Raw genomic sequence first — 21,151 nt, forward strand, 5'->3', positions numbered from 1 at the left:
TATTTTAGCATAACTGCCAAGCGCCTCGACAACCCTCGTCTGAAATCTGCCAACCAAGCGACGCTAGCCGGATTTCCCAGCAGGATAAGTTGCCATCGGCGAGCCTCAGTATCCCAGCTCGATCAGCGAATTCAACGGTGCTGGGCGACCAACTGCATAGCCCTGGGCAAAATCAACCTGCAGGTTCTGCAACGCGATCATTAGCGCCTCGCTCTCCACATATTCCGCAATCACCTTCTTGCCCATCATCTGCGCAATCTCAGTGATCCCCTTGACCATCGCCCGGCTCGACTCATCATCCAGCAGATCCTTCACAAACACCCCGTCGATCTTGACATAGTCGACCTTCAGTTCTTTCAGATAGGAGAAAGAGGAGTAGCCCGAGCCAAAGTCATCCAGCAGGAACTTGCAGCCTGTCTGTTTAATTTCATCGATGACCCGATTGGCCGCTTCGATGTCTTTCACCAACGCGGTCTCGGTGATCTCGAACCCGATTCGGTCAAGCGGGCATGAAGCCTTCATCAGGCGATCTTTGACAAACCCCATGAAGTTGGCATCGGAGAGTGATTGTCCAGACAGATTGACGCTGAACAGCCCCACCCTGTCGACTCTTTCGGCATACTTCTCGTACCAATCGAAGAAGCTGTTGACCACCCAGCGGTCCACTGAGCGGATCCGGTTGAACTCCTCGGCCGCCTTGATGAAACTCACCGGGTTCTGTAGATCACCGTTCTCATCTTTGATCCTGAGCAGGATTTCGTAGTGGTCCTGCTCCCCTTCGGCGAGAAACAACGGACTAATCAACTGACAGTAGAGCTGCAGGCGATCGCCCTCCAGTGCCTCCTCGATCAGCGGCACCGAACGGGTCAGCTCCCGGTGGCGTTCAATTTTACGCCTCGATGCCTGGTAGACTCGCGAGCAGTTCTGGCCCTCGCTCTTGGCCAGCGAGCAAGCGTAACCCGCCTCTGCCATCAGCTCTTCAGGGGAACCACTAGTATCGTCGATGACGACGATGCCGAGGCTGGCGGTGATATTGATTGAATGCCCATTCCAGCTGAACTTGAAGTTTTCGATCGCCCGCCGCTGGGTCTCGGCCACCTGAAAGCCCTTTTCCACGGTACTCTGTGGCAGCAGGATAGTGAATTCGTTATCGCCAGTGCGCGCCAACTGTGCATCCCCCGACAGATAGGTACGGAAGATCCCCGACACCTTCCGCAGCAGATGATCCCCGCCCTCGATACCGCACACCTCATTGGCGATACGAAACTTGTCCAAATCAAGCAGAATCAGGCTGTGGTGGCTGCCCTCATCCCGGGCCAACTGTAGCATGGATTTCAGTTCACGCATCAGGGCGCGTCGATTCATCAGGCCGGTCAGGCGATCCTGATCGCTCTCTTGGCGCAGCTGTTCGAAGCTCTTCTCCAGGGCGCTGCGCACCGCCCGCTCCACCAGCGGTAACTCCTTGTCTTCAAGCAGCGCATAGAGCCCCTGTTGCAGCCCCTGCCCAAGCCTGACCGCATTGGTCTCCAGCGATTTGACACCGCTGCCGTCAACAAACACCAACCACTCACCATCGGAGCTCTTCCAGGCCAGGTTCATCAGGCGCGCCTGCCCCTTCTGCCGATGCTCGGTCAGCCAGTCATCCAACTCCATCTGGTAGACTTGATTGAGCCAGAGATCATGCTCGCCCTGCCTATCAGACCTTGCCGTCTGGTCTCGGCTCTCCGGCAGCAGTGAATCGAGATAGATCTCATCCATCTGCTCACTACTCTGCGAGAGCTGCTGCTGCACCGCCGTGTTGCCGTTCAGCGCATGTTCAATCTGCTGGATCAGTTCCGCCGCCTTCTCCTGGAATACCGGATATACACTGAACCCCTTGTGCAGCACCAGAACGATATCCTCCGCCACGGCCGGTTCAATCGCTGGCAACTCCTTGCCATCGACAAACAACTTTGACAACACATCGAGCATGCGCAGATAGACCCGCCAGGCATTGCTATCCTCCCCCTGGGCCGTCAGGGTCTGCACCAGAAGCTCTGCCCAGCCGTTGATCAACAGACGGTCGAGCAGATTTGAGATCGACTGGTTGCCAAACTTCCCCTCCAGCAGCCGCCGCACACTCCGTTGCGCCTCCAGCTGCGCCGCATCCTCACGGCAGCTGCGCACCGCCAGATCACGATTACCTTCAAATGCCCGCCGTCGCTCATCGAGTAACGACTGGATGCGCTGGTGCAACTGCGGGGTCTCGAGGATATCCCCCTTCAGGGCGGCCTCACCGATCTCTCTAAATTGTGCATCGATCTTCTCCGCCCCCGGTCGCCCCTGGGCCAGCATCCCACTATAGAGGGAGAGCTCGCCAATCACATCGAGCAACCGGCGTGACGGATGCGCAGGATCATCGATCACCTGCGGATTTTCCAGTGCCTGCTTCAGGAACGGCAGCCGCAGCCGGTGGACCAGATCGAGCATCGCAGGGCCGATGACCCAATCCTCCTCGATCGAAGCAAACAATTTTTCTGTTGCCTCCACCCTACCCAGCACCTCGGGTTCGATCACCACCTCCGGCCCCCAACCCTGGGCGACATGGTTGCGGATCTGCTCACCCAGGCTCAGATAGTGGCTGTAGGGAATCCGATCGAGCAGCTGCATGACCTCCTGCTGACCCACCCGCGGCGCATCCTGCGCCGGACTTGCACCAGCGATTGTCTGCTTTTGACGCCCCACCATGGAGGAGAGTCGAGCAAACAGGGTGCGCCTTTGCCGCTTTCCGGCCGATGGCTGTTTGCGGACCTCGCCAGGTGTGGGGGAATTACTCTCCGGGTTGCAGCTCTGTGTTTCGATGCCGGTCGCCTTGATCAGCCCGATCCACTCAGCAAACAGCCCCGAAAACTCATCGATCAGGGCGAAGCGGATCGCCTCATAGACGATCCGTTTGGCCATCAACCCACCCCCCAGCTGTTCGAGCTGGGTTTTCATCGTCCAGAGCACAAAATAGGGTGACAGGGGGTTGGTCTCAGGATTGATCCGCTGGCGCAGCAGGCAGGCCAGGCCGCGCTCCAGCTGGACTCCTTCGGCAGCCAGATCCACATCCGCCATGCGCGACACTCGCACCACCTCGATCCACTCGTCGAAGTCATCCCGCGCCACCAACGCCATCTCATCCGACTGCTCTGCCGGAGAGCGGACGACAGCGCTATCCGGCACCGATTTCAGCGTCTCAAAGGCCCTCTCCAACTGCTTGAGAAAACCCTGGCTAAGCGACTCGTGATGCCGTTGGATGGCATGCAGCGCATCCAGCAACTCCCGTTCCGCCTCACTGTCGGCGACTGCCTCGCTGGCGTTCTGCAAGTCTCGCTCAACCCGTGTGAGGAAAGCGGGAAACTTGTTACTGAAGTAGTCTCGGGTGAGAGACGCACCACGCTGCAGGGTGCGAATCAGCTTGTGCGCAGGCAGACTGGGGATATCTGGAGAGCCACCAGTCTGCCCAGTTGGCGTCTCCCGCTGCTTTTTGATCGAGGTGAGGTAGCTGAGCAACTCCGGCTCATCCATCAAAAACGAGACACCAAAACCGGAGCGCGACAGAAAGGCCACCTTGGCGCCAACCGAAAAGGGATGAAAACCGTTGCTGCTGGTATCGATCTTGATCTGGATGCGATCGAGGCTCTCTGCCGATTTGTGAGCGCAACAGCCCTCCCGCCAGAGGCCCTTACCCTTGCACTGGATATAGAGCCCACACTGGGAGTAATTCAGAATAGTGCAATCAAACTGCTGGCCACCGGAAAAGCTGACAATCGCCGGATGAACCAGATCGACTCGTGGGTATTGCCTACGTTCCATCGCTCCCCCTTATACACCGCATCAGCAAGATGCTCACTCTCAATTTATAGAGGAAACGGTAATAGAAAGGGAAGCTATAAAACGGATTCTCTTGGGTTTTTTCGCCAGAAACTGCGTTGGCTCAGAAAAAAGCCAGTTGCCTCACACCTCATCCAGGCAACAGCGACCACGAATAACGAACAGGAATCCCATGGTGCGATGTCTCGGCTTGAGGCACCGCACCATGGGAACAGTTCGACCATCAGCTCACAAGCGCTGTAAAACTCTAACCAGCAACTGACCATCTACAGGATTGAGCTGATGTGAGGTGGGCTGGGTGATCTGCTCTGCTCTACCCGCCAGGGCCGCCACGCTGTTCATATCCTGACTGAAAGCGGGCACCAGCTCGTCGCCCAAACCTACCGGCCCCGGACGGATGATCGAGATGTAAGCCATCTCGGGATGTGGCTGGACGTTCAACCAGTACAGCAGACTGCCTGGCCGCGCCGGGGCCAGATCGATCAGCACGCCCCGGGAGTCTCGCACCAGGTCGTAGATATCACCGACCATGAACGACTTCATCCAACTCAGTGGAAACGGATCATCGGTCTCATCCAACGCCTGCACCGCCCGCATCGTACCCAGATGAGGCGCAGCGATGGTGATCAGCGCCTTCGCTTGAGGCGCCCGCCCCTGCACCAGCGCCAGGCGCGCCACCACCCCGCCGGCGGAGTGGCCGATCAGGACCATAGGCTCACCAGGGTATCTCGCCGCCAGCAGCGCCAGCTCCCGCGCCAACAGCTCCGCCTGCAGCGCCAACGGCGCCAGGGAGGGCAGATCCACTGCATATTGCAGATCACCCTTTGCAGGCCCGACGGCACCATAGATCCCTTCAGGCCTGACAACTCCACCCGGTTGCCAGCCATGCTGCGCCAGCACCGCGCTCACGCCGCTGCGCTGCCAGGAGGCGGCACTGCCCAGATAGCCATGCACCAACACCAGTAAATCCGCGTTGACCGGAATGCTCTGCAGCCCCAGCAACATCAGGGTAAAGATCTGAATCAGTCGTCTCATTGTCTTTCTCCTTCGATCAGTAACAGCTGAGCCGCCTCAGGCCATGCTCTGGTAGTAGAGATTCTGTGGGTGCTGCGCCTCGGTAAAGAAGTGGTAGCGCTCTAGGATCAGCCCCAGGTACTGCACCACAAAAGCCGCCAGCGGCAGGGTCGCCGACTCTATTGCATAGGAGAGCACGATCAGCACCACCGGCATCACAAACACCATCAACAGAAAGGCGTAGCGAATCACCTTCAGGGTCGCCGGCGACTTGCCGTGGAAAAACTCCCGGGTATTGAAAGAGCCACCCATAAAGCCTTGGGATTGTTGCTTCAGATTGGAGTGATGCACGCCGATGCCCGACTGCAGATCGACCTTGCACTTTAAGCGACCATTGCGATAGAGACTGGCACTGCGGCTAATCGCCCCCAGCAGGGTGGCAATCACCGCCCAGGTGGCATAGAAACCGACCAGCGCGGTTCCCTCATAGGCAGAGAAGGCCGCCGCCAACATGAAGCCCGAACCCAATCCGAGAAACAGGAAGTTAGCCACCGTCAGCGGATGGTGCCAGGCCTTGATGAACTTGAGGCTGGCATAGATCATTGCGGTACAGAGGAACAGCGCAAAAGTAACCAGGGTGCCAAGCGCGCCGATAATCAGCGAGAGATCCAGCGGCAGGGCGCCGGAGATCACAAACAGCGGCGTGGTCCACTCGAACCAGTGCACCAGGCCATAGAGAAAGACCATCCCCATCACCGCTGGCAACACAATCACCTCGCGGGAGAGCCAGGAGGTGCGCCACTGGGTTGCCGCCCGCCAGGCCCGCGCCGGGCGCCCCAGATGAAAGATCGAGGCGATCAATCCGGCGATCAGCAGCACCAACGCCACCAGACTGCCCAGCGCATAGAACTGGCTGCTCTGGGCCGGCAGCAGATTGGCCAGGGCGTAGAGCTGGCCGGTGTAGAGCGCCAGGAACAGCCCCTGACCGACACCGATCAGGGTAGTCAAAAATATCACTGAAAATGCGGGATGCATCTGTTTCTCCGAAGAATCTCAATCACTGTTGATGGCCGTGGGAGCAGAGCCCCGCCGCGAAATTGCCACCGATCGCGGCGGGGCGTCGCTCCCACCACCCAGCAGGATCACCAGGCCACGTCGTCCACCGTATCCACAATATCCGGCAGCTTCGGCAACTCCTCCTTGTTGAGCGGATTGTCGGCGCGCACCAGCTCATCCTCGTGGATCTGGATGCGGGTCTTGCGCCGCGGTAGATAGTGGTTCGCGGGCTTGGTGCCCCACTCCGGCTGCAACGCATAACCACCCTGCTCACGGATCGCCACCGAGACCTCTGACTGCGGATCGTGCACATCGCCGAACAGCCGTGCGCTGGTCGGGCAGGCCAGCACACAGGCCGGCTGACGCTCCGCCTCGGGGATCGACATATCGGTGATACGGTCGATGCAGAGGGTACACTTCTTCATCACCCGCTCCTTCTCGTCGAACTCGCGCACCCCGTAGGGACAGGCCCAGGAGCAATATTTGCAGCCGATGCACTTGTCGTAGTCGACCAGCACCACGCCGTTGTCCTCACGTTTGTAGGAGGCGCCAGTGGGGCAGACCGGCACACAGGGCGGATCTTCACAATGCAGGCAGGACTTGGGGAAGTGGTAGGTCTCCGTATTCGGAAACTCCCCCGCCTCATAGGTCTGCACCCGGTTGAAGAAGGTGCCGGTAGGATCGGCATCGTAGGGACGCTGGTCGGTCATCGGACCGGCCCAACCGGAGCTGTTCCACTCCTTGCAACTGGTCACGCAGGCGTGGCAGCCGACGCAGACGTTGAGGTCGATGACGAGCGCGAGTTGTGTCATGGTTAATTTCTCTGTTTCTGCAGGAGCGCAGCTCCTACGAATCAATCCTGGATCTTGGCCTTGCAGCGAAACGCGCCCGCGACAAACGCCTGCCACTTGCCTCGCTTCGGATCCTGCCCCGGAACCCGCTTCTGCGGCTTGAACTGGGGCGAGGTGACTGCCGGCTCGTCCAGTCCGGCCGGATAAACCTTGACCTTGACGTCGAACCAGGCGGCCTGCCCCGTGACCGGATCGGAGTTGGAAATATGCTTGCCTGATTCACAGGGCGGCAGCTCCTCGCTGATCAGATGGTTGAGCAGGAAGCCCTTCTGCGACTCGTTGGCCTTGGGCGACAGCCCCCAGGCCCCGGCGGCCTTGCCGATGGCGTTCCAGGTCCAGACCGTGCCCGGCTCCACCGCCTCGGAAAAGCGCGCCATGCAGCGCACCTTGTTGGTGGGCGACTCGACCCAGATCCAATCGCCGTCATCAAAACCCTGAGCCTTACCCAGCAGCGGATTGACGAACAGATAGTTATGGGTGTGGATCTGCCGCAGCCAGGCGTTCTGACTGTCCCAGGAGTGGTACATCGCCATCGGCCGCTGGGTCAGCGCGTTGAGCGGGAACTCATGGTTGTCCACCAGCTTCTGCTCCAGCGGCGCGGTGAAGAACGGCAGCGGATCGAAGTGCTCCTCGACCCGCTTGCGCAAGCGCTCGGGAGGCTGCCTGCCCGGCCACTTGCCCTGGGCCGCAAGGCGAAACCGCTGCAGCACTTCGGAGTAGAGGTGCAGGGTGATTGGCTCAGCGTAGCGGGTCATGCCGTGGGCGCGCGCCCACTCTAGGTAGCCACGATTCCAGTTACGCATGTACTGGTAAGATCTGGGCAGCTTGTAGTGGTAGTGGCAGTCGTTCTTCTGATACATCTCCCACTGCCGCGGGTTGGGCTCACCCTTGAGAAACTTCTCACCCCCCTTACCACGCCAGCCGGCGAGGAAACCAATCCCGGAGCCCGGCGAGGTCTCGTAGTTGGTGATGAAGTCGGGGTAGTCGCGATACTTGCGCGAGCCATCCTGTTTGACGAAGGCGGGCAGACCCAGCCGCGAACCCAGCTCGATCAGCACCTCCTGGAAGGGCCTGCAGTCGCCCTTCGGCGGCACCACCGGGATACGCACCGAGTCGACCGGACCGTCGAACTCGGAGATCGGCCGATCCAGCATCGACATCGCATCATGGCGCTCCAGATAGCTGGTATCGGGCAGCACCAGATCGGCAAACGCCACCGTCTCCGACTGAAAAGCGTCGGCAACGATCAGGAACGGGATCTTATACTCACCGTTCTCGTCCTTGTCGGTGAGCATCTCGCGCACGTTCTCAGTGTTCATCGAGCTGTTCCAGGCCATGTTGGCCATGAACAACAGCAGGGTGTCGATCTTGTAGGGGTCGCCGCGCCAGGCGTTGGTGATGGCATTGTGCATCAGGCCATGCACCGAGAGCGGATACTCCCAGGAGAAGGCCTTGTCGAGGCGCACCGCCTCACCCGCCTCATCCACGAACAGATCATCCGGCTTGCCCGGCCAGCCCAGCGGCATACCGTCCAGCGGGGTGTTAGGCTGCACCCCTTCCGGCCCGTTGGGCGGCTTCGGGCAGGGCGGAATCGGCCGCGGGAACGGCGCCTTGTGGCGGAAACCACCGGGTCGATCGATAGTGCCCAGAATTGTCATCAGGATGCCCAGCGCACGGATCGACTGAAAGCCGTTGGAGTGGGCCGCCATGCCGCGCATCGCATGGAACGAGACCGGGTTACCGGTCACCGAGTTGTGGTCGTTGCCCCAGGCATCGGTCCAGGCGATCGGCAGCTCGATCTTCTGGTCGCGGGCCACCACGCCCATCTCGTGAGCCAGTCGCGTGATGGTCTCGGCGGGGATGCCGGTGATGCCCGCGGCCCACTCCGGCGTGTACTGCTCGACCCGCTCCTTGAGCAGCTGGAAGGCGGGTTTCACCGGAGTACCATCCTCCAGCCGGAACTCGCCGAGCAGGCGCGGATCGGAGCCGGGAGTCTGGGTAGAGATCTCACGATCCAGCTCGCGATCCCACCAGAGCTTGTTCTCGGGATCGAAGCAGCCCTCCTCGATGTGCATCTCGAAACGTTTGAACAGGCCGTGGTCGTCGCGGCTCTCATCATCCACCACCAGCTCCGCAGAGTTGGTGTATTTGATCAGGAAGTCGCGGTCGTAGAGGCCCTGCTTGATCAGCTCATTGATGATGGCGAGGATCAACGCGCCGTCGGTGCCGGGCTTGATCGGCACCCACTCGTCGGCGATCGCCGAATAGCCGGTGCGGATCGGGTTGATCGAAATGAAACGGCCACCGCGCCGCTTGAACTTGGCCAGCTCGATCTTCATCGGGTTGGAGTGATGATCCTCCGCGGTGCCGATCATGATGAAGAGCTTGGAGCGCTCCAGGTCGGGCCCACCGAACTCCCAGAAGGAACCACCGATGGTGTAGATCAGCCCAGCCGCCATGTTGACCGAGCAGAAGCCGCCGTGGGCCGCATAGTTCGGCGTGCCGAACTGCTTGGCGAACATGCCAGTGAGTGCCTGCATCTGATCGCGGCCGGTGAACAAGGCGAACTTCTTCGGATCCTCGGCACGGATCTTCGAGAGACGCTGCTCAATGATCTCGAAGGCATGCTCCCAGGAGATCTCCTCGAAATCCGAGTTGCCACGTTTCGACCCCGCCTTACGCAACAGCGGCTTGGAGAGGCGCGCCGGCGAGTACTGCTTCATGATCCCCGAGGCGCCCTTGGCGCAGATCACCCCCTTGTTGAGCGGATGCTTAGGGTTGCCCTCGATGTGGCGCACCTCACCATCGCGCAAGGTCACCCGAATGCCGCAGCGGCAGGCGCACATGTAGCAGGTGGTTTCTTTGACTTCGACGCGTCCCTCATCCTGGTCGGAATGCGTAGTGGGATCCTGCATGGCGAAGGCCCTACTTTAGAGTATTAACGATCAGTAATTTTGAAGCCTTCTATATTAGTCTTAACTAATTCTTATTGCCAGACAGAAGGGAAATGTCGGCGGTAGCCCGTAGGCTAGGTTGAGTGAAACGAAACCCAGCATGGATCTTCGACACCCCCGGGACGATTGCATTCGTGCCCCTCCGCACGCATTCCCATGTTGGGGCTTCGGAAGAGGGTATTGGGGGATAGGAATACGTAGGGTATGCGCGGCGCAGCCATGCACACCAATGGTTGAAGAACCGACAACCCAACGATGGTCACTCCTACCGTTGCTGATGTGCACCGCTTGCGGCGCAAGCCCTACACACTCTTCATGTTCCAGGTTCTCCCCTTCATACCGCAAGAGTGCGACGCGTCTCACATTTTCTTGGGAAGAAGACGACTGAATCTCCCGCCCCAACCATCAAGACATAAAGGTACATATCTTAGCACCTTTGGCTCGGACGCAATCTAATCTCAGATACTCTGCGGAGGGATGCGGGGGTATTAAACAAAATGCACCAGATAGAACGGGGAGTCTCAATTCATGTCTAACCATGCCTTTTCATCCAACCATTCATGGCGCCTTGGCGGGTCACCGCCACACATCGCAACAGGGATCATGCTGTTATTCGTCATGCTGTTCAGCCTGTTTCTCCCTTCGCTGTCGGCCCATGCCGCGCCTACCAACCTACTGAGCAATCCAGGATTCGAGAACCAGCCCCTCGATAGCAGCTGGTCGGTATTCGCTGGAGAGGGGGTGCTGAGCAGCGCCTCCACTGTCCACGATGGCAGCGCTAGCGCCCGGGTGAGTAACCGGGGGGCATTCTATGGGGGGTCGCACAGGATATCCGCGGGCGGTTGGTCCCTGGCGTCACCTACGATGTCTCGGCCTGGGTCCGACTCGCCGACCCGGCGGTCTTCGATATCAGCAACAGCGCCCATGTCGATGACTACAAATTCCGCCTCAACATCAAGCAGAGCGACAACAGAGGCACCCAATATATCGCCATCGACGACAGCAGTTTTGAAGACCCCAACGACTGGGTCCGGCTGTTTGGCCAGTTCAAGTACCAACCCAACGGCACGGTCAACAGCCTGACTTTCTACGTCCACGGCCCGGCCCCCGGCATCGACATCCTAGTCGATGACGTGGCCATCTATGGCCCTGTCGACTATCAAACCACCCCCCATACCACCGCCGACTTCGTGCGCGCCGCCGGCCGCCAGCTGGTGGTGGGCGCCGATGCGACTCCGATCCGCCTGATGGGGGTCAACTTCAACGCCTACGGCGAAGAGGACGAAGCGGCCGAGTCGGTCTACAACAGCAACAATTACGACGCCGCAGACTACCGGCGGGTAGCGGAGATGGGCCTCACTGTGGTCCGCCTGGACCTCTGGTGGAAACTGTTTGAGGACGAAAATAACCCCTATACCTACAAGCAGGAGGGTTGGGACTGGCTGAACAAGAACATCGTCTGGGCCCGAGAGGCCGGGGTCCGGCTGATCCTCGACATGCACGGCCTCCATGGCGGCTTCCAGGGCCCCGGCTACGACGGCGACTTCTGGAGCAACAGCGACTACATGGCCCGCACCAAGGCCCTGTGGGGCGAGATCGCCAGCCGCTACAAAGATGAGACGGTGATCGCCGCCTACGACCTGTTCAACGAACCGGCGCCACCCACCCAGGCAGAGCTGACCGACTACACCCAACAACTGGTCGATACGGTGCGCGGCGTGGAGAGCAACCACCTGCTGATCGTCGAGATGAACTACGGCGATGAGGAGGGCACCCCGTTCCTGATCGACGACCCGGCCGGCAACGTGATGTACGACTTCCACCAGTACAACCCCTGGCGCTACAGCGCCACCCTGGGCTTACCACTACGGCTATGGGGACTATGGCATCCCCTACCCTTCAGAAGACGCCTACTTCCAGCCCTACAGTAACGACAAGGTCGACGAGGGGCTGAGTGAGAACACGCCGAGCCCGGCCGGCAACAGCGACTGGAGCTGGTACCAGGGGGCCCTGGTCAGCCCGCCCAACGGCAACGTCTGGGGCGCTGTGCCGGTGCTGGTCTCCGACGGCAACAGCGGCAGCGTCCAGTTCGACGACTTCATCGTCGAGGAGTATGACGCCGACGGCAACTTCGTCCGCCGCATCCACAATATCGACCCCGACCCCAAGCCCTGGGACTGGTGGATGCTCTACGAGACCCGCGACTCCGAGGCGACCCCCTTCGTCTCCTACACAGCCGACTGGGGCAGCACCGGACTGGGGGGCAGCGCTAGCCGGAGCACCTCCGGCAACGCGCATCTGGGCAGCGAGGCCCTCACCATCAGCGGCGCCAGCGGCAAATACGGGCTGAGCAACGAGAAGCTCAAGTTCGCCATCAAACAGGGCCACCAGTACCGCATCAGCGGCTGGATCAAGGGCAGCGGCGTAACCGGCAACGGCGCCAACCTGGCCCTGCGCTGGTACGGTTTCAAGTCCTGGGACACTCCCAAGCCCTTCACCAGGGCGACCCTGGAGCAGGACTTCTTCGACATCGACAACCTGCAGTTCTTCATCGGTGCCAACGTGCCTGTCAACATCGGCGATGTTTGGCACCACGGTGGCCAACTTCCGCAACGGCCGGGGCGGCCTCGCCTGGGTCAACGACATGCTGGACATCATGGATAAGTACCAGCTCAACGCCCAGTACTTCCACTACCACAGCGCTCCCTGGGGGATCTACTCCAACGTCTTCGGCTTCCCCCGCGAGAGCCACCTCAACCAGCCCCTGGCCGACCTCTTCGCCAGCCGCGGCTACCGCAACAACAGTGGCGGTAGCTCCGTCAGCGGACGCTTCTCGGTGGATGGCTGGGGCGTGGACTACTGGCGCAACCATCCGATCGATACCCCAAGCACCAGCCATGACCGGGCGGTCATCGTCATCCACGGCACCAACCACAACGCGGACGACTACTACAACTACATCGTCAAGGCAGCCGCCAGCGAAGATATACTGGGCCAGACCCTCATCCTGGCGCCCAGATTCCAGACTGCGGCCGACGCACCGGAGGCAGATGCACTCTACTGGAGCAACGCTGGATGGAAGAAAGGTTACAAATCGGAAAACGGCGGTGGCATCTCCTCCTTTCGGGTCATCGACGAACTGCTGGGCAGGACCAGCGACAACTTCCCCAATATCGCCCGGATCACCATCGTCGGCCACTCGGCGGGGGGGGCAGTTCGTGCAACGCTATGCCGCCCTCAACGAGGAAGAACCGCTGTTGCGCTCGGACATCGAGGTCCGCTATGTGGTGGCCAACCCTGGATCATACCTCTACCTGACCGGCAACCGCCCCTTCAGCACCGACGGTTGTGATGGCTACGACAACTACAAGTACGGCATGGCCAGCCTGCCGGAGAGTCTGAGCTACACCGGCCTCGACAGGGGCGCCATCCAGGCGCAACTCGTCTCACGGCCGCTTTACCTGCTGCTCGGCGTCCAGGACAACGACCCGAACAGCAGCAACCTCGACCACTCCTGCAAGGCCGACGCCCAGGGACTCGATCGCCTCCAGCGCGGCAGCCTCTACTTCAGCCAGGTAAAAACCTTCGATCCAGACGCGAATCACACCAAGATTGAGATCGCAGGGGTTGGCCATGACGCCGAGGCGATATTTAACGCCACCGATGGACGACGGGTGATCCTGCATACCCAGGTCAACCAGCCGCCGGCGCTGTTCCATCTGAGTGTCGCCAACGGCAGCGGCGGGGGCGACTATACCAAGGGCGAGCAGATCAGCGTCAGCACCGATCCGGCCCCGGCCGGCGAGGTGTTCGACGGCTGGAGCGGCGACACCGGCTATCTGGCCGATCCCGCCCAGGCCACCACCCGGCTGCGCCTGTCGGGTGGCATGCAGCAGATCGACGCCGAAGTGGAGATGGATGAGATGAGCGACCCCGACACCACCAACAACAGCACCAGCGTCGAGCTGGAGCTGCCCTCCGGGGCCGACATGCGGGTGCAGCTCAAGCGGATCTATCCCCGCAACCCGAAGGTCGGACGCATGGTGGTCTACCGGGTCCGTAGCTTCAATGACGGGCCTGAGACCGCCAGGGGGGCGTCGATGACCTTCTACCTGCCGGACGATGTGGAGCTGGTCTCCCACTCCAGCGGCTGCGGGCCGACCCCCTGGCCCGGCGAGGTCCGCTGCGACTTCGGCGACCTAAAGAAGAACCGGCGGCGCACCCGCTACATCCGCTTCCGGCCGCCGGAGCCAGGGGAGATGGGGGTCAGCGCCGAGGTTGAATCAGGGCTGGACGACCCCGATACCGACAACAATCAGGCAAGCGGCAGCTTCAATGTGAAATAGTTGCCAACCAGGCCGCAGGGATGCGGCCGACTTATCCGACAGGGCCACCCGGCACACCGCCGCCTGACCCTTTTCTGATCCGACTTAAATACCCCCAGCCCGTCGCCCGGATGCAGCACAGCGGAATCTGGGAGGCGCGTCTAACCTGGCCAATGATAATTAAGTGTGACTTGACTCCCGCTATCCTTGCGGGATAGACGAATGAATCGACTCAAACGTTAAGATACGAAGATGCATAAACTTAGAACCTTTACCCATGACCCAGCCAGTCTCTGTTTTTGAACGCAGCTCCGCTCCCCTCTACCATCAGATGGCCAACGTGATTCGGCGGCGCATTGAGTCACAGGAGTGGCCGCCGGGTTTTCGCCTGCCGAATTTGGATGAATTGGCCAGTAGTTTCGATGTGGCACGGGTCACCGCCCGCCAGGCAATCAGTCTGCTGGAGAAGGAGGGACTGATCTGGCGACGTCAGGGGCGGGGAACATTCGTCACCGAAGATCGGGGGGAGCGCCGCTGGCTCAATCTTCGACTCGACTGGCAAGAGCTGGTCAGCATGATCGACAGCACTCAGATGCAAATGTTGATTACCGATCAGCGACAACTACCGCTACATTTGCAGGTCGAGCAGGGCGCCGCCCCCGGCTACCGTTATATGCGGCGGGTTCACAGCAAGAACGGCTCACCCTATGCGGTGATCGATATCTATCTCGATCAGCGCATCTATGCCCGGGATCCGCAGGGTTTTGAAACTACCACCGTACTCTCACTGCTCGATCAGATGCCCGATATCCAGATCCGTTCGGCACGTCAGGTGGTAACTCTGGGCACCGCCGAGATGGACATCGCCGAGCACCTGCAGATCGGCGTCGACGCGCCGGTCGCCAATCTGCACCGAACCGTCTTGGATGCCAACAACACCTTGATCTACGTAGCCGAAGTGGTCTATCGGGGCGATCTGATCAAACTCGACATCAACCTGCTTGCAGACGAGAGATAACGGACGGCCTGTAATCGATGAAAATCACCTCATATCGACTGGCCGGGCTGTTATGTTTCTGCCTGATGCTCGCGGACGAGGTCTTTGCCACTGACTATCCGCAGCGGGCAATCACATTGATCGTGCCCTACAGCCCGGGCGGCGCCTCTGATCTTGCCGCCCGCACCCTGGCCGTCAGCGCTAGACACTATGTTGAGCAGCCGATCACGGTGATCAACCGCAGTGGCGGTGGCGGCCTGAGTGGCGCGAATGCGGTGCATAACAGCCCGGCGGATGGCTATACCCTGTTGTTGGCGCGGATTGGCTCCAATTTGATCCTGCCCACCCTTCACCCCAACCCGCCCTATCAGTGGGACAGCTTTCAGTTTATCGGGCTGCTGGAGCGTAACCCGCTGGTCTATGTGGTACGTGCAGACTCACCTATCGACTCCCTCGACACCCTACTCGCATCAATAAAGCAGCGCCGGCAACCGCTCAGCTACGCCACCGCAGGGGTCTACAGCCTGCTCAACATCAGCGTGCAGATGTTGTTGCAGACAGCGAAGATCCCGCTGGAAAAGACGGTGATGCTGCCCTATCGCGGTGGCGGCGGCGCGATGAATGCGCTGCTGGGCAGCCAGGTCGAGCTACTCGGCATCAATCTCTCCACCGTGATCGAGCAGATCCGCGCCGGCCAGCTGCACGCGCTGGCGGTGACCACTCCACAACGCATCAACGCCCTGCCAGAAACGCCGACAGTCAGAGAGGCGGGGTTTCCGGAGTTGGAGAACCTCACGGGCTGGAGCGGGCTGTGGGCACCAAAACCGCTCCCCCAGGTGGTCAGCGACTACTGGCACGCGGTACTACAGAGGCTAGCCAAAGACCCTGAATGGCAAACGCTCACCCGACAGCGTGGCTCGATTCCAGATATCCGTACCCCGCAACAGACCCACGCCTTTGTGGCGGCCCAATATCGGCAACTGCAACAGCTCAGCAAGGGTGGTAAGGGACTATGAAGCCCCCCCTGTTCACTGCGATCCGCCCCTATCTGGCAGCCATGACTGCAATTTTCTTGGCGCTGACGCTGCTGCTGTACGGGATTCCGGCGCAGATCGCACTACCAGCCGAGGCCGTCGCCAGCGCCGCTGGACCCGACACCTGGCCCAGGATGGCGGCCCTGCTGCTGTTGCTGGCGGGCATCGCCGATCTGATCCTGACACCCGATGCGACCCCGCAACCAGCGCCTGGCAGCTGTTCATCCGGATCAAAGGTGGTGATGCTTGGTGGCCTGATGGCGCTCTATCCCTGGCTGTTTGAGCAGGCCGGATTTCTCGCCGCCTCGGTCACCACGCTGGTGGTGCTGGCCCTGCTCTGCGGCGAACAGAGGCCATCACGCCTGCTACGCTTGCTCGCGCTGCCCGCCCTGCTCTATCTGCTCGGCAGCTGGCTCGGCCTGCCGATGCAGGCGACCATCCCAGGCGGCGGCTGATGCTGGAACTGCTGCCTCAGATGAGCGACCTGCTGGCCCTGGCGCTGGGCATCCTGCTCGACGTGGTGATCGGCGCCATCCCGGGGCTGACCGCGGCACTCGCCGTCACCCTGGCGCTGCCGTTCAGCTTCCAGATGGGCCCGGTCAGCGCGATCCTGCTCCTGGTCGGCATCTATAAGGGGGCAATCTATGGCGGCTCGATCCCGGCGATCCTGTTCAACACACCAGGCACCCCCGCGGCCGTCTGCAGCGCCCTGGATGGTTACCCGCTGACCCCGCCAGGGGCAGAGCCGCAAGGCGCTACAGATGGCGCTGTTTGCCTCCTGCAGCACCGATCTGTTGTCGAACCTGGTGCTGATCCTGGGTGCCGGAGTCGTAGCGGGGCTGGCACTGCATCTGGGACCGGCCGAACTTTGCGCCCTGGCGCTCTTTTCGTTGGCGGTGATCGTGCTGGTTGCCACCCGTTCGCCAAGCCGCGGTCTGATCAGTCTCGCCCTCGGGCTGCTGCTTGCGACAATCGGCCAAGACCTCTTCTCGGCAACCGATCGTCTCGCCTTCGGCCAGCCAGAGCTGCTGCCCGGCATCAACCTGATCCCGCTGATGGTCGGCCTATTTATGCTGCCAGAGGCGTTTCAGCGGATCATCGCCGGACGCCCGGCAAGCGCCCCAGCGAGTGCCCCCAGGCAGCGGCTGGAGGAGCTGACCCGGCAGGAGTACCGCGCTGCCCTTGGCAACATCACCCAGGGTGGCTTGGTCGGGGTGGTGCTGGGAATCATCCCCGGCATCGGCGCCGCTCCGGCCGCCTTCCTCTCCTACAGCCTGGCGCGCCAGCGCAGCCCACAGCCGCAGCAGTTTGGCAAAGGATCGCTGCACGGCCTGGCCGCCGCCGAGGCAGGCAACAGCGGCGTCTGCGGCGTCTGCGGCGTCTGCGGCGTCTGCGGCGTCTGCGGCGCCACCCTAATCCCGCTGATGGGGCTGGGCATCCCCGGCGATGTGATCAGCGCAGTCATCCTCGGCGCCTTTACCCTGCATGGTCTGCCGCCTGGCCCACAGCTGTTCACCCAACACCAGGCCGAGCTGGCGCCACTGTTCTGGGGGCTGATCCTCTCCACCCCATTGCTGTTGCTGTTCGGCCTGGTCGCGATTCGTGGCTTCAGCCGTCTCAGCCTGCTGCCCGAGTGGGCGCTCTACCCGGCGATCGTCACCACCGCGCTGTTTGGCGTCTACAGCCTGCAGGCCTCGGTCTTTGATATCCAGCTGGCCCTGATCACCGGTCTTGCCGGCCTAACGATGCGCCAGATCGATCTACCCACCACGCCCCTACTGATCGCCTTCATTCTCGGCCCGCTGATCGAAGAGAACCTGCGGCGGGCGCTGCTGCTCTCCCAGGGCATGCTCGAGATCTTTATCCACTCCCCCTTTGTCTGGGGCTGTGTGGCAGCCACCCTATTGCTTTGTTTTTGGTTGGCAATCCAGCATCACCCCTGGCTGGGGAAACGCCCTGCCATGCATTCCGGCGATCAACCGGGAAGCGCGGCAGAAAAAAACAAACTGTGTAGAAAAAGGAAAAGAACCATGGGACCAAGGAAAAGCCTATCCCCTTGATCGCGCCCGCATCCGTCTCGCCCCCGGCAGCCGTGACATGCCCAACATTCATATGGGCATGATGATCAACGGCGAAATCGCGAACAACAGATATATCGACGGTGATGAGAGCAGTTACAACGGCGGCGCCCTGCCCGACCGCTGGACCCGCCTGTTCGGTACCTATCAGGCAGACTTCCAGCCCGGCAACCAGGCCCAGCTCCAACACCACCCCCTATGACAAATCTCCGGAGTTCTTCACCCAGGATCTGCGCAACGAGTTTCCACCGGAGTTTTTCGACGAGGCAACCGGGCAGTTCACCATGCCAATAAACACCGGCGAATATGGCATCGAGGTGGAATCGGAGTTGGATGACCCCGATCAGAGTAACGACGAGACGAGCAAACATTTCCGCGTGAGATAGTTGCCAACCAGGCCGCAAGGACGCGGCCGTCTTATCTCTAGAGTCAGGCGCAATGTCCTTTGGTTATTGCGCACTACGCGGACCAGAAGAGTACCCATTGATGCGAGACCATCTCATGCAGTACTCATTAAACGCCATCCGAACCAGCAGCAATTGCGCTTGATCAAGGCAGACCACACCCACTCATGCAGGATATTGAGGGGTATCCTCACCATCCAAGCAGAACGATGGATGTCGCAATAACCGCTGACCCTGCGCAGACGCGCCGCACTAACGACGCTCCTACCCTGCCCACAGCCAGCAGGGTGCCGGGAGGCTGGCCCATCTGGGTTGGCATTTTCTCTGAGATGAGCGAGTTTGCGATGATGTTCATCATCTACTTCATCGCCAAGGCGCACTACCCAGAGCTGTTTAACGATGGCCCGACAAGACTCAACACCCTGGCAGGCGTACTCAACACCCTGGTCCTGCTCACCAGCAGCTACTGCGTCGCCAAGTCGATGCAGGCTATCAGGCGGGACGACAGCACAGCCTGTGTGCGCTGGCTATGGCTGGCCATCCTAGCCGGAGCCGCCTATCTGCTGATCAAGAGCTGGGAATACCACTGGAATGAAAGCGTGGGTATCACAAAGGATACCAACACCTTCTTTACCGTCTACTACTACACCACCTTCAATCACATGCTGCATGTCGGCTGGGGCAGCGCTGCGGTGCTATGGGCGATCATGGGCATCAAACGCGGTAGCTTCACTGCGCAGAATCACGGTGGATTGGAAGCGGTTGCCTGTTACTGGCACATGATCGATCTTGCCTGGATCGTCATTTTTCCACTGCTCTATGTCTTGCGCTAACGGGATACATCATGCTCAGCAACAAGAACATCAACTTTGTCTGGATACAGCTGATGCTGCTGACACTGCTCAGTGCCTTTATCGCAGAGACCGCCGATATCAGCTTGGCGGTGATCATCATCGTCGCAGTGACCATCGGCTACAAGGGACGCATGATCGTGGATCACTTCATGGAACTGATCAATGCCAACCAATATATCCGCACTACGATGAGACTCTACTTCTATGTTATCCCCCTGATGATCGTCCTGGCCTACCTATTTCCTGATGCACTGGTTCGTATGACAACGCTGCAGTAGCAGAAAGCATCCGTCGCGATTTATGCGGTGAAGAGTGAAGCGCATCCTACGGCGCAACAACCTACCATGCACCACAACCTCCCTAGACATTCTCCTTTACCAAGCTCATCCTAAAGCCGACTTTCCAACGCACAATTGCGACAATTGAGGTTAGAGTAAAAACAGCAGTCTTTACTCTAATCCCTAATATCTTTTTCCCAGGATTCCAGATGGAGACAAAGCTAATTTAACAGCACATGCAGGGCGCAATAACACAGCGTATTACGCCGAATGGGGCTGTCGTCGGGTGCGGTGAGAAACGAAACGCATTGTCCCCTACAATTTCTTGGGATCAAAACAAAATCCCTTCTTTATACGTCAGTCGCGAAAGAGCCTGATTATGAATACGATGTTTCCACAGGAGCCTTCCCTCCATTTTTTCGATCCCCTCGCGGAGTTATTGGGTGCTGGGGACGGTCACTTCACCTACACCTTCGATGATGCAGTCAAACTGTCCGGCCACGCCTGCCCCACGGTGGCGGGAGCCTTTCTCATGGTGGTGCACGCCATGGATGCGCTGTATGGGTCGGAGACACCCCAGCGCGGCGATATCCTGATCAGAATCCAGGGCGCTCAGGATCAGGGGGTGCTGGGCCCTATAAGCCAGGTCTTTACCTTGCTGACCGGAGCGGCCCCGGAGAATGGTTTTCAGGGTCTGGGAGGGCAACATGCGCGCAACGGCCTGTTGCGCTTCGAGCCTGCTTATGGCGATGCCGCAGGGCCTTTTACCTTTGAGCGCGGGGATACCGGGAAGCGCGTCACGGTAAGCTATGACCCCTCTTGCATCCCTCCCCGGCCGGAGATGGGCGCCCATCTGCAACAGATTCTTCAGGGCAGTGCTGAAGCGGAGACAAAGGAGGCGTTTCGCTCGGCCTGGCGGGAGCGCGTGCTGAATATCCTTGCAGACGGAGGACAGAGCACGGTCGCTGTGACAGTCACCCGTGAACCAACATAGCCCCGCTTCCCTCTATCGTTCAGAAAAACAGGCATGCCGAAAATGGAAATAGGGGACAGACTAGAATGGCACTAAGTTAAGCCTGTTTGAAACAATTGGGGTCATAGAACAATTGGGTCAGAGTAAAGACTGCTGTTTTTACTCTGACCCCTAATATCCCACCCAGACATCGTGGACAAATTTTAGCGAATACGGTCGAAGTAGCGGGCACGATAGAGCAAACGTTTTTTTGCAGGATCATCATCGTCTTCAAAACCGGAACGGTCATGCAATACATTGTTGCTAAGCAGGCCCCAGCCCGATTGCAGAGTACCGCGATAGATGTAAGGGGAATCCCCGTTGAGCAGGTTTTCCAGCCAACTTATTAATCGTTCCGAAAGTATTGGCAGTGTATACTGCTTTCCATGGCTACGATAAAAGAACAGCGTGATCAGAAAAGGAAAGATGTAGTGGAGGC

Annotated in this window: 17 protein-coding genes and 2 pseudogenes; 13 read left to right on the forward strand and 6 right to left on the reverse strand. The window is 59.9% G+C overall.

Going from position 1 to position 21,151, the window contains the following annotated elements; genetic code table 11:
• Window positions 1–105: 105 nt before the first annotated feature.
• From Ga0074115_RS13135 to soeA, 5 genes are all read right to left on the reverse strand, one after another.
• Window positions 106–3,837: a DUF1631 family protein gene (locus Ga0074115_RS13135; RefSeq protein WP_060528601.1), complete on the reverse strand. Its 3,732-nt coding sequence runs from the start codon at window positions 3,835–3,837 to the stop codon at window positions 106–108.
• 246 nt (window positions 3,838–4,083) lie between these two features.
• The gene (locus Ga0074115_RS13140) at window positions 4,084–4,890 is read right to left on the reverse strand and encodes an esterase/lipase family protein (RefSeq protein WP_060528602.1); all 807 of its coding nucleotides are present in this window, start codon (window positions 4,888–4,890) and stop codon (window positions 4,084–4,086) included.
• 36 nt (window positions 4,891–4,926) lie between these two features.
• On the reverse strand, window positions 4,927–5,904 hold the full coding sequence (gene soeC / locus Ga0074115_RS13145) for a sulfite dehydrogenase subunit SoeC (RefSeq protein ID WP_057955963.1): 978 nt from the start codon (window positions 5,902–5,904) through the stop codon (window positions 4,927–4,929).
• A gap of 107 nt (window positions 5,905–6,011) precedes the next feature.
• Complete coding sequence (locus Ga0074115_RS13150; RefSeq protein WP_057955962.1) at window positions 6,012–6,737, reverse strand: 4Fe-4S dicluster domain-containing protein; 726 nt, start codon at window positions 6,735–6,737, stop codon at window positions 6,012–6,014.
• 41 nt (window positions 6,738–6,778) lie between these two features.
• Window positions 6,779–9,691: a sulfite dehydrogenase subunit SoeA gene (soeA, locus tag Ga0074115_RS13155; protein WP_057955961.1), complete on the reverse strand. Its 2,913-nt coding sequence runs from the start codon at window positions 9,689–9,691 to the stop codon at window positions 6,779–6,781.
• A gap of 845 nt (window positions 9,692–10,536) precedes the next feature.
• Between soeA and Ga0074115_RS13160 the strand changes: the two genes are divergently transcribed.
• The 13 genes and pseudogenes from Ga0074115_RS13160 to Ga0074115_RS13220 all read left to right on the forward strand — a co-directional run bounded on the left by Ga0074115_RS13160 (window position 10,537) and on the right by Ga0074115_RS13220 (window position 20,694).
• Window positions 10,537–11,661 (forward strand): cellulase family glycosylhydrolase, encoded by a 1,125-nt coding sequence (locus Ga0074115_RS13160; protein WP_267887557.1) that lies wholly within the window; start codon window positions 10,537–10,539, stop codon window positions 11,659–11,661.
• A gap of 121 nt (window positions 11,662–11,782) precedes the next feature.
• Window positions 11,783–12,394, forward strand: coding sequence for a hypothetical protein (locus tag Ga0074115_RS13165; protein WP_158294696.1), 612 nt, complete (start codon window positions 11,783–11,785; stop codon window positions 12,392–12,394).
• Window positions 12,312–13,082, forward strand: a complete 771-nt coding sequence (locus Ga0074115_RS16905) for a hypothetical protein (RefSeq protein ID WP_060528603.1) — start codon at window positions 12,312–12,314, stop codon at window positions 13,080–13,082. Before Ga0074115_RS13165 ends, Ga0074115_RS16905 begins: the two co-directional genes overlap by 83 nt.
• Window positions 13,083–13,719: 637 nt before the next feature.
• Window positions 13,720–14,076 (forward strand): hypothetical protein, encoded by a 357-nt coding sequence (locus tag Ga0074115_RS16910; protein WP_269747081.1) that lies wholly within the window; start codon window positions 13,720–13,722, stop codon window positions 14,074–14,076.
• A gap of 256 nt (window positions 14,077–14,332) precedes the next feature.
• Complete coding sequence (locus Ga0074115_RS13180) at window positions 14,333–15,073, forward strand: GntR family transcriptional regulator (protein ID WP_057955956.1); 741 nt, start codon at window positions 14,333–14,335, stop codon at window positions 15,071–15,073.
• Between the two features lie 17 nt (window positions 15,074–15,090).
• Window positions 15,091–16,068, forward strand: a complete 978-nt coding sequence (locus Ga0074115_RS13185) for a tripartite tricarboxylate transporter substrate binding protein (protein ID WP_057955955.1) — start codon at window positions 15,091–15,093, stop codon at window positions 16,066–16,068.
• Window positions 16,065–16,541 carry a tripartite tricarboxylate transporter TctB family protein gene (locus tag Ga0074115_RS13190; RefSeq protein WP_060528605.1) on the forward strand — a complete coding sequence of 159 codons (477 nt, stop codon included), beginning with the start codon at window positions 16,065–16,067 and terminating at the stop codon, window positions 16,539–16,541. The genes Ga0074115_RS13185 and Ga0074115_RS13190 overlap by 4 nt, the downstream gene beginning before the upstream one ends.
• A gap of 20 nt (window positions 16,542–16,561) precedes the next feature.
• Window positions 16,562–16,756 (forward strand): annotated as a pseudogene (locus tag Ga0074115_RS17280) (tripartite tricarboxylate transporter permease); the annotation flags it as partial.
• Window positions 16,757–16,847: 91 nt separating this feature from the next.
• Window positions 16,848–18,146 (forward strand): tripartite tricarboxylate transporter permease, encoded by a 1,299-nt coding sequence (locus Ga0074115_RS15925; RefSeq protein ID WP_087959780.1) that lies wholly within the window; start codon window positions 16,848–16,850, stop codon window positions 18,144–18,146.
• Window positions 18,147–18,183: 37 nt separating this feature from the next.
• The gene (locus tag Ga0074115_RS13205; RefSeq protein WP_057955953.1) at window positions 18,184–18,366 is read left to right on the forward strand and encodes a hypothetical protein; all 183 of its coding nucleotides are present in this window, start codon (window positions 18,184–18,186) and stop codon (window positions 18,364–18,366) included.
• 531 nt (window positions 18,367–18,897) lie between these two features.
• Complete coding sequence (locus tag Ga0074115_RS13210; protein WP_057955965.1) at window positions 18,898–19,401, forward strand: cytochrome c oxidase subunit 3 family protein; 504 nt, start codon at window positions 18,898–18,900, stop codon at window positions 19,399–19,401.
• A gap of 11 nt (window positions 19,402–19,412) precedes the next feature.
• Window positions 19,413–19,700: a cytochrome C oxidase subunit IV family protein gene (locus Ga0074115_RS13215; protein ID WP_057955952.1), complete on the forward strand. Its 288-nt coding sequence runs from the start codon at window positions 19,413–19,415 to the stop codon at window positions 19,698–19,700.
• Between the two features lie 379 nt (window positions 19,701–20,079).
• Complete coding sequence (locus Ga0074115_RS13220; protein ID WP_057955951.1) at window positions 20,080–20,694, forward strand: FmdE family protein; 615 nt, start codon at window positions 20,080–20,082, stop codon at window positions 20,692–20,694.
• 182 nt (window positions 20,695–20,876) lie between these two features.
• Here Ga0074115_RS13220 and Ga0074115_RS13225 read toward each other — a convergent pair.
• Window positions 20,877–21,151: pseudogene (locus tag Ga0074115_RS13225) on the reverse strand (hypothetical protein); the annotation flags it as partial.

The sequence above is a fragment of the endosymbiont of Ridgeia piscesae genome (genome assembly GCF_001443665.1).
Lineage (GTDB): Bacteria > Pseudomonadota > Gammaproteobacteria > Chromatiales > Chromatiaceae > Endoriftia > Endoriftia persephonae.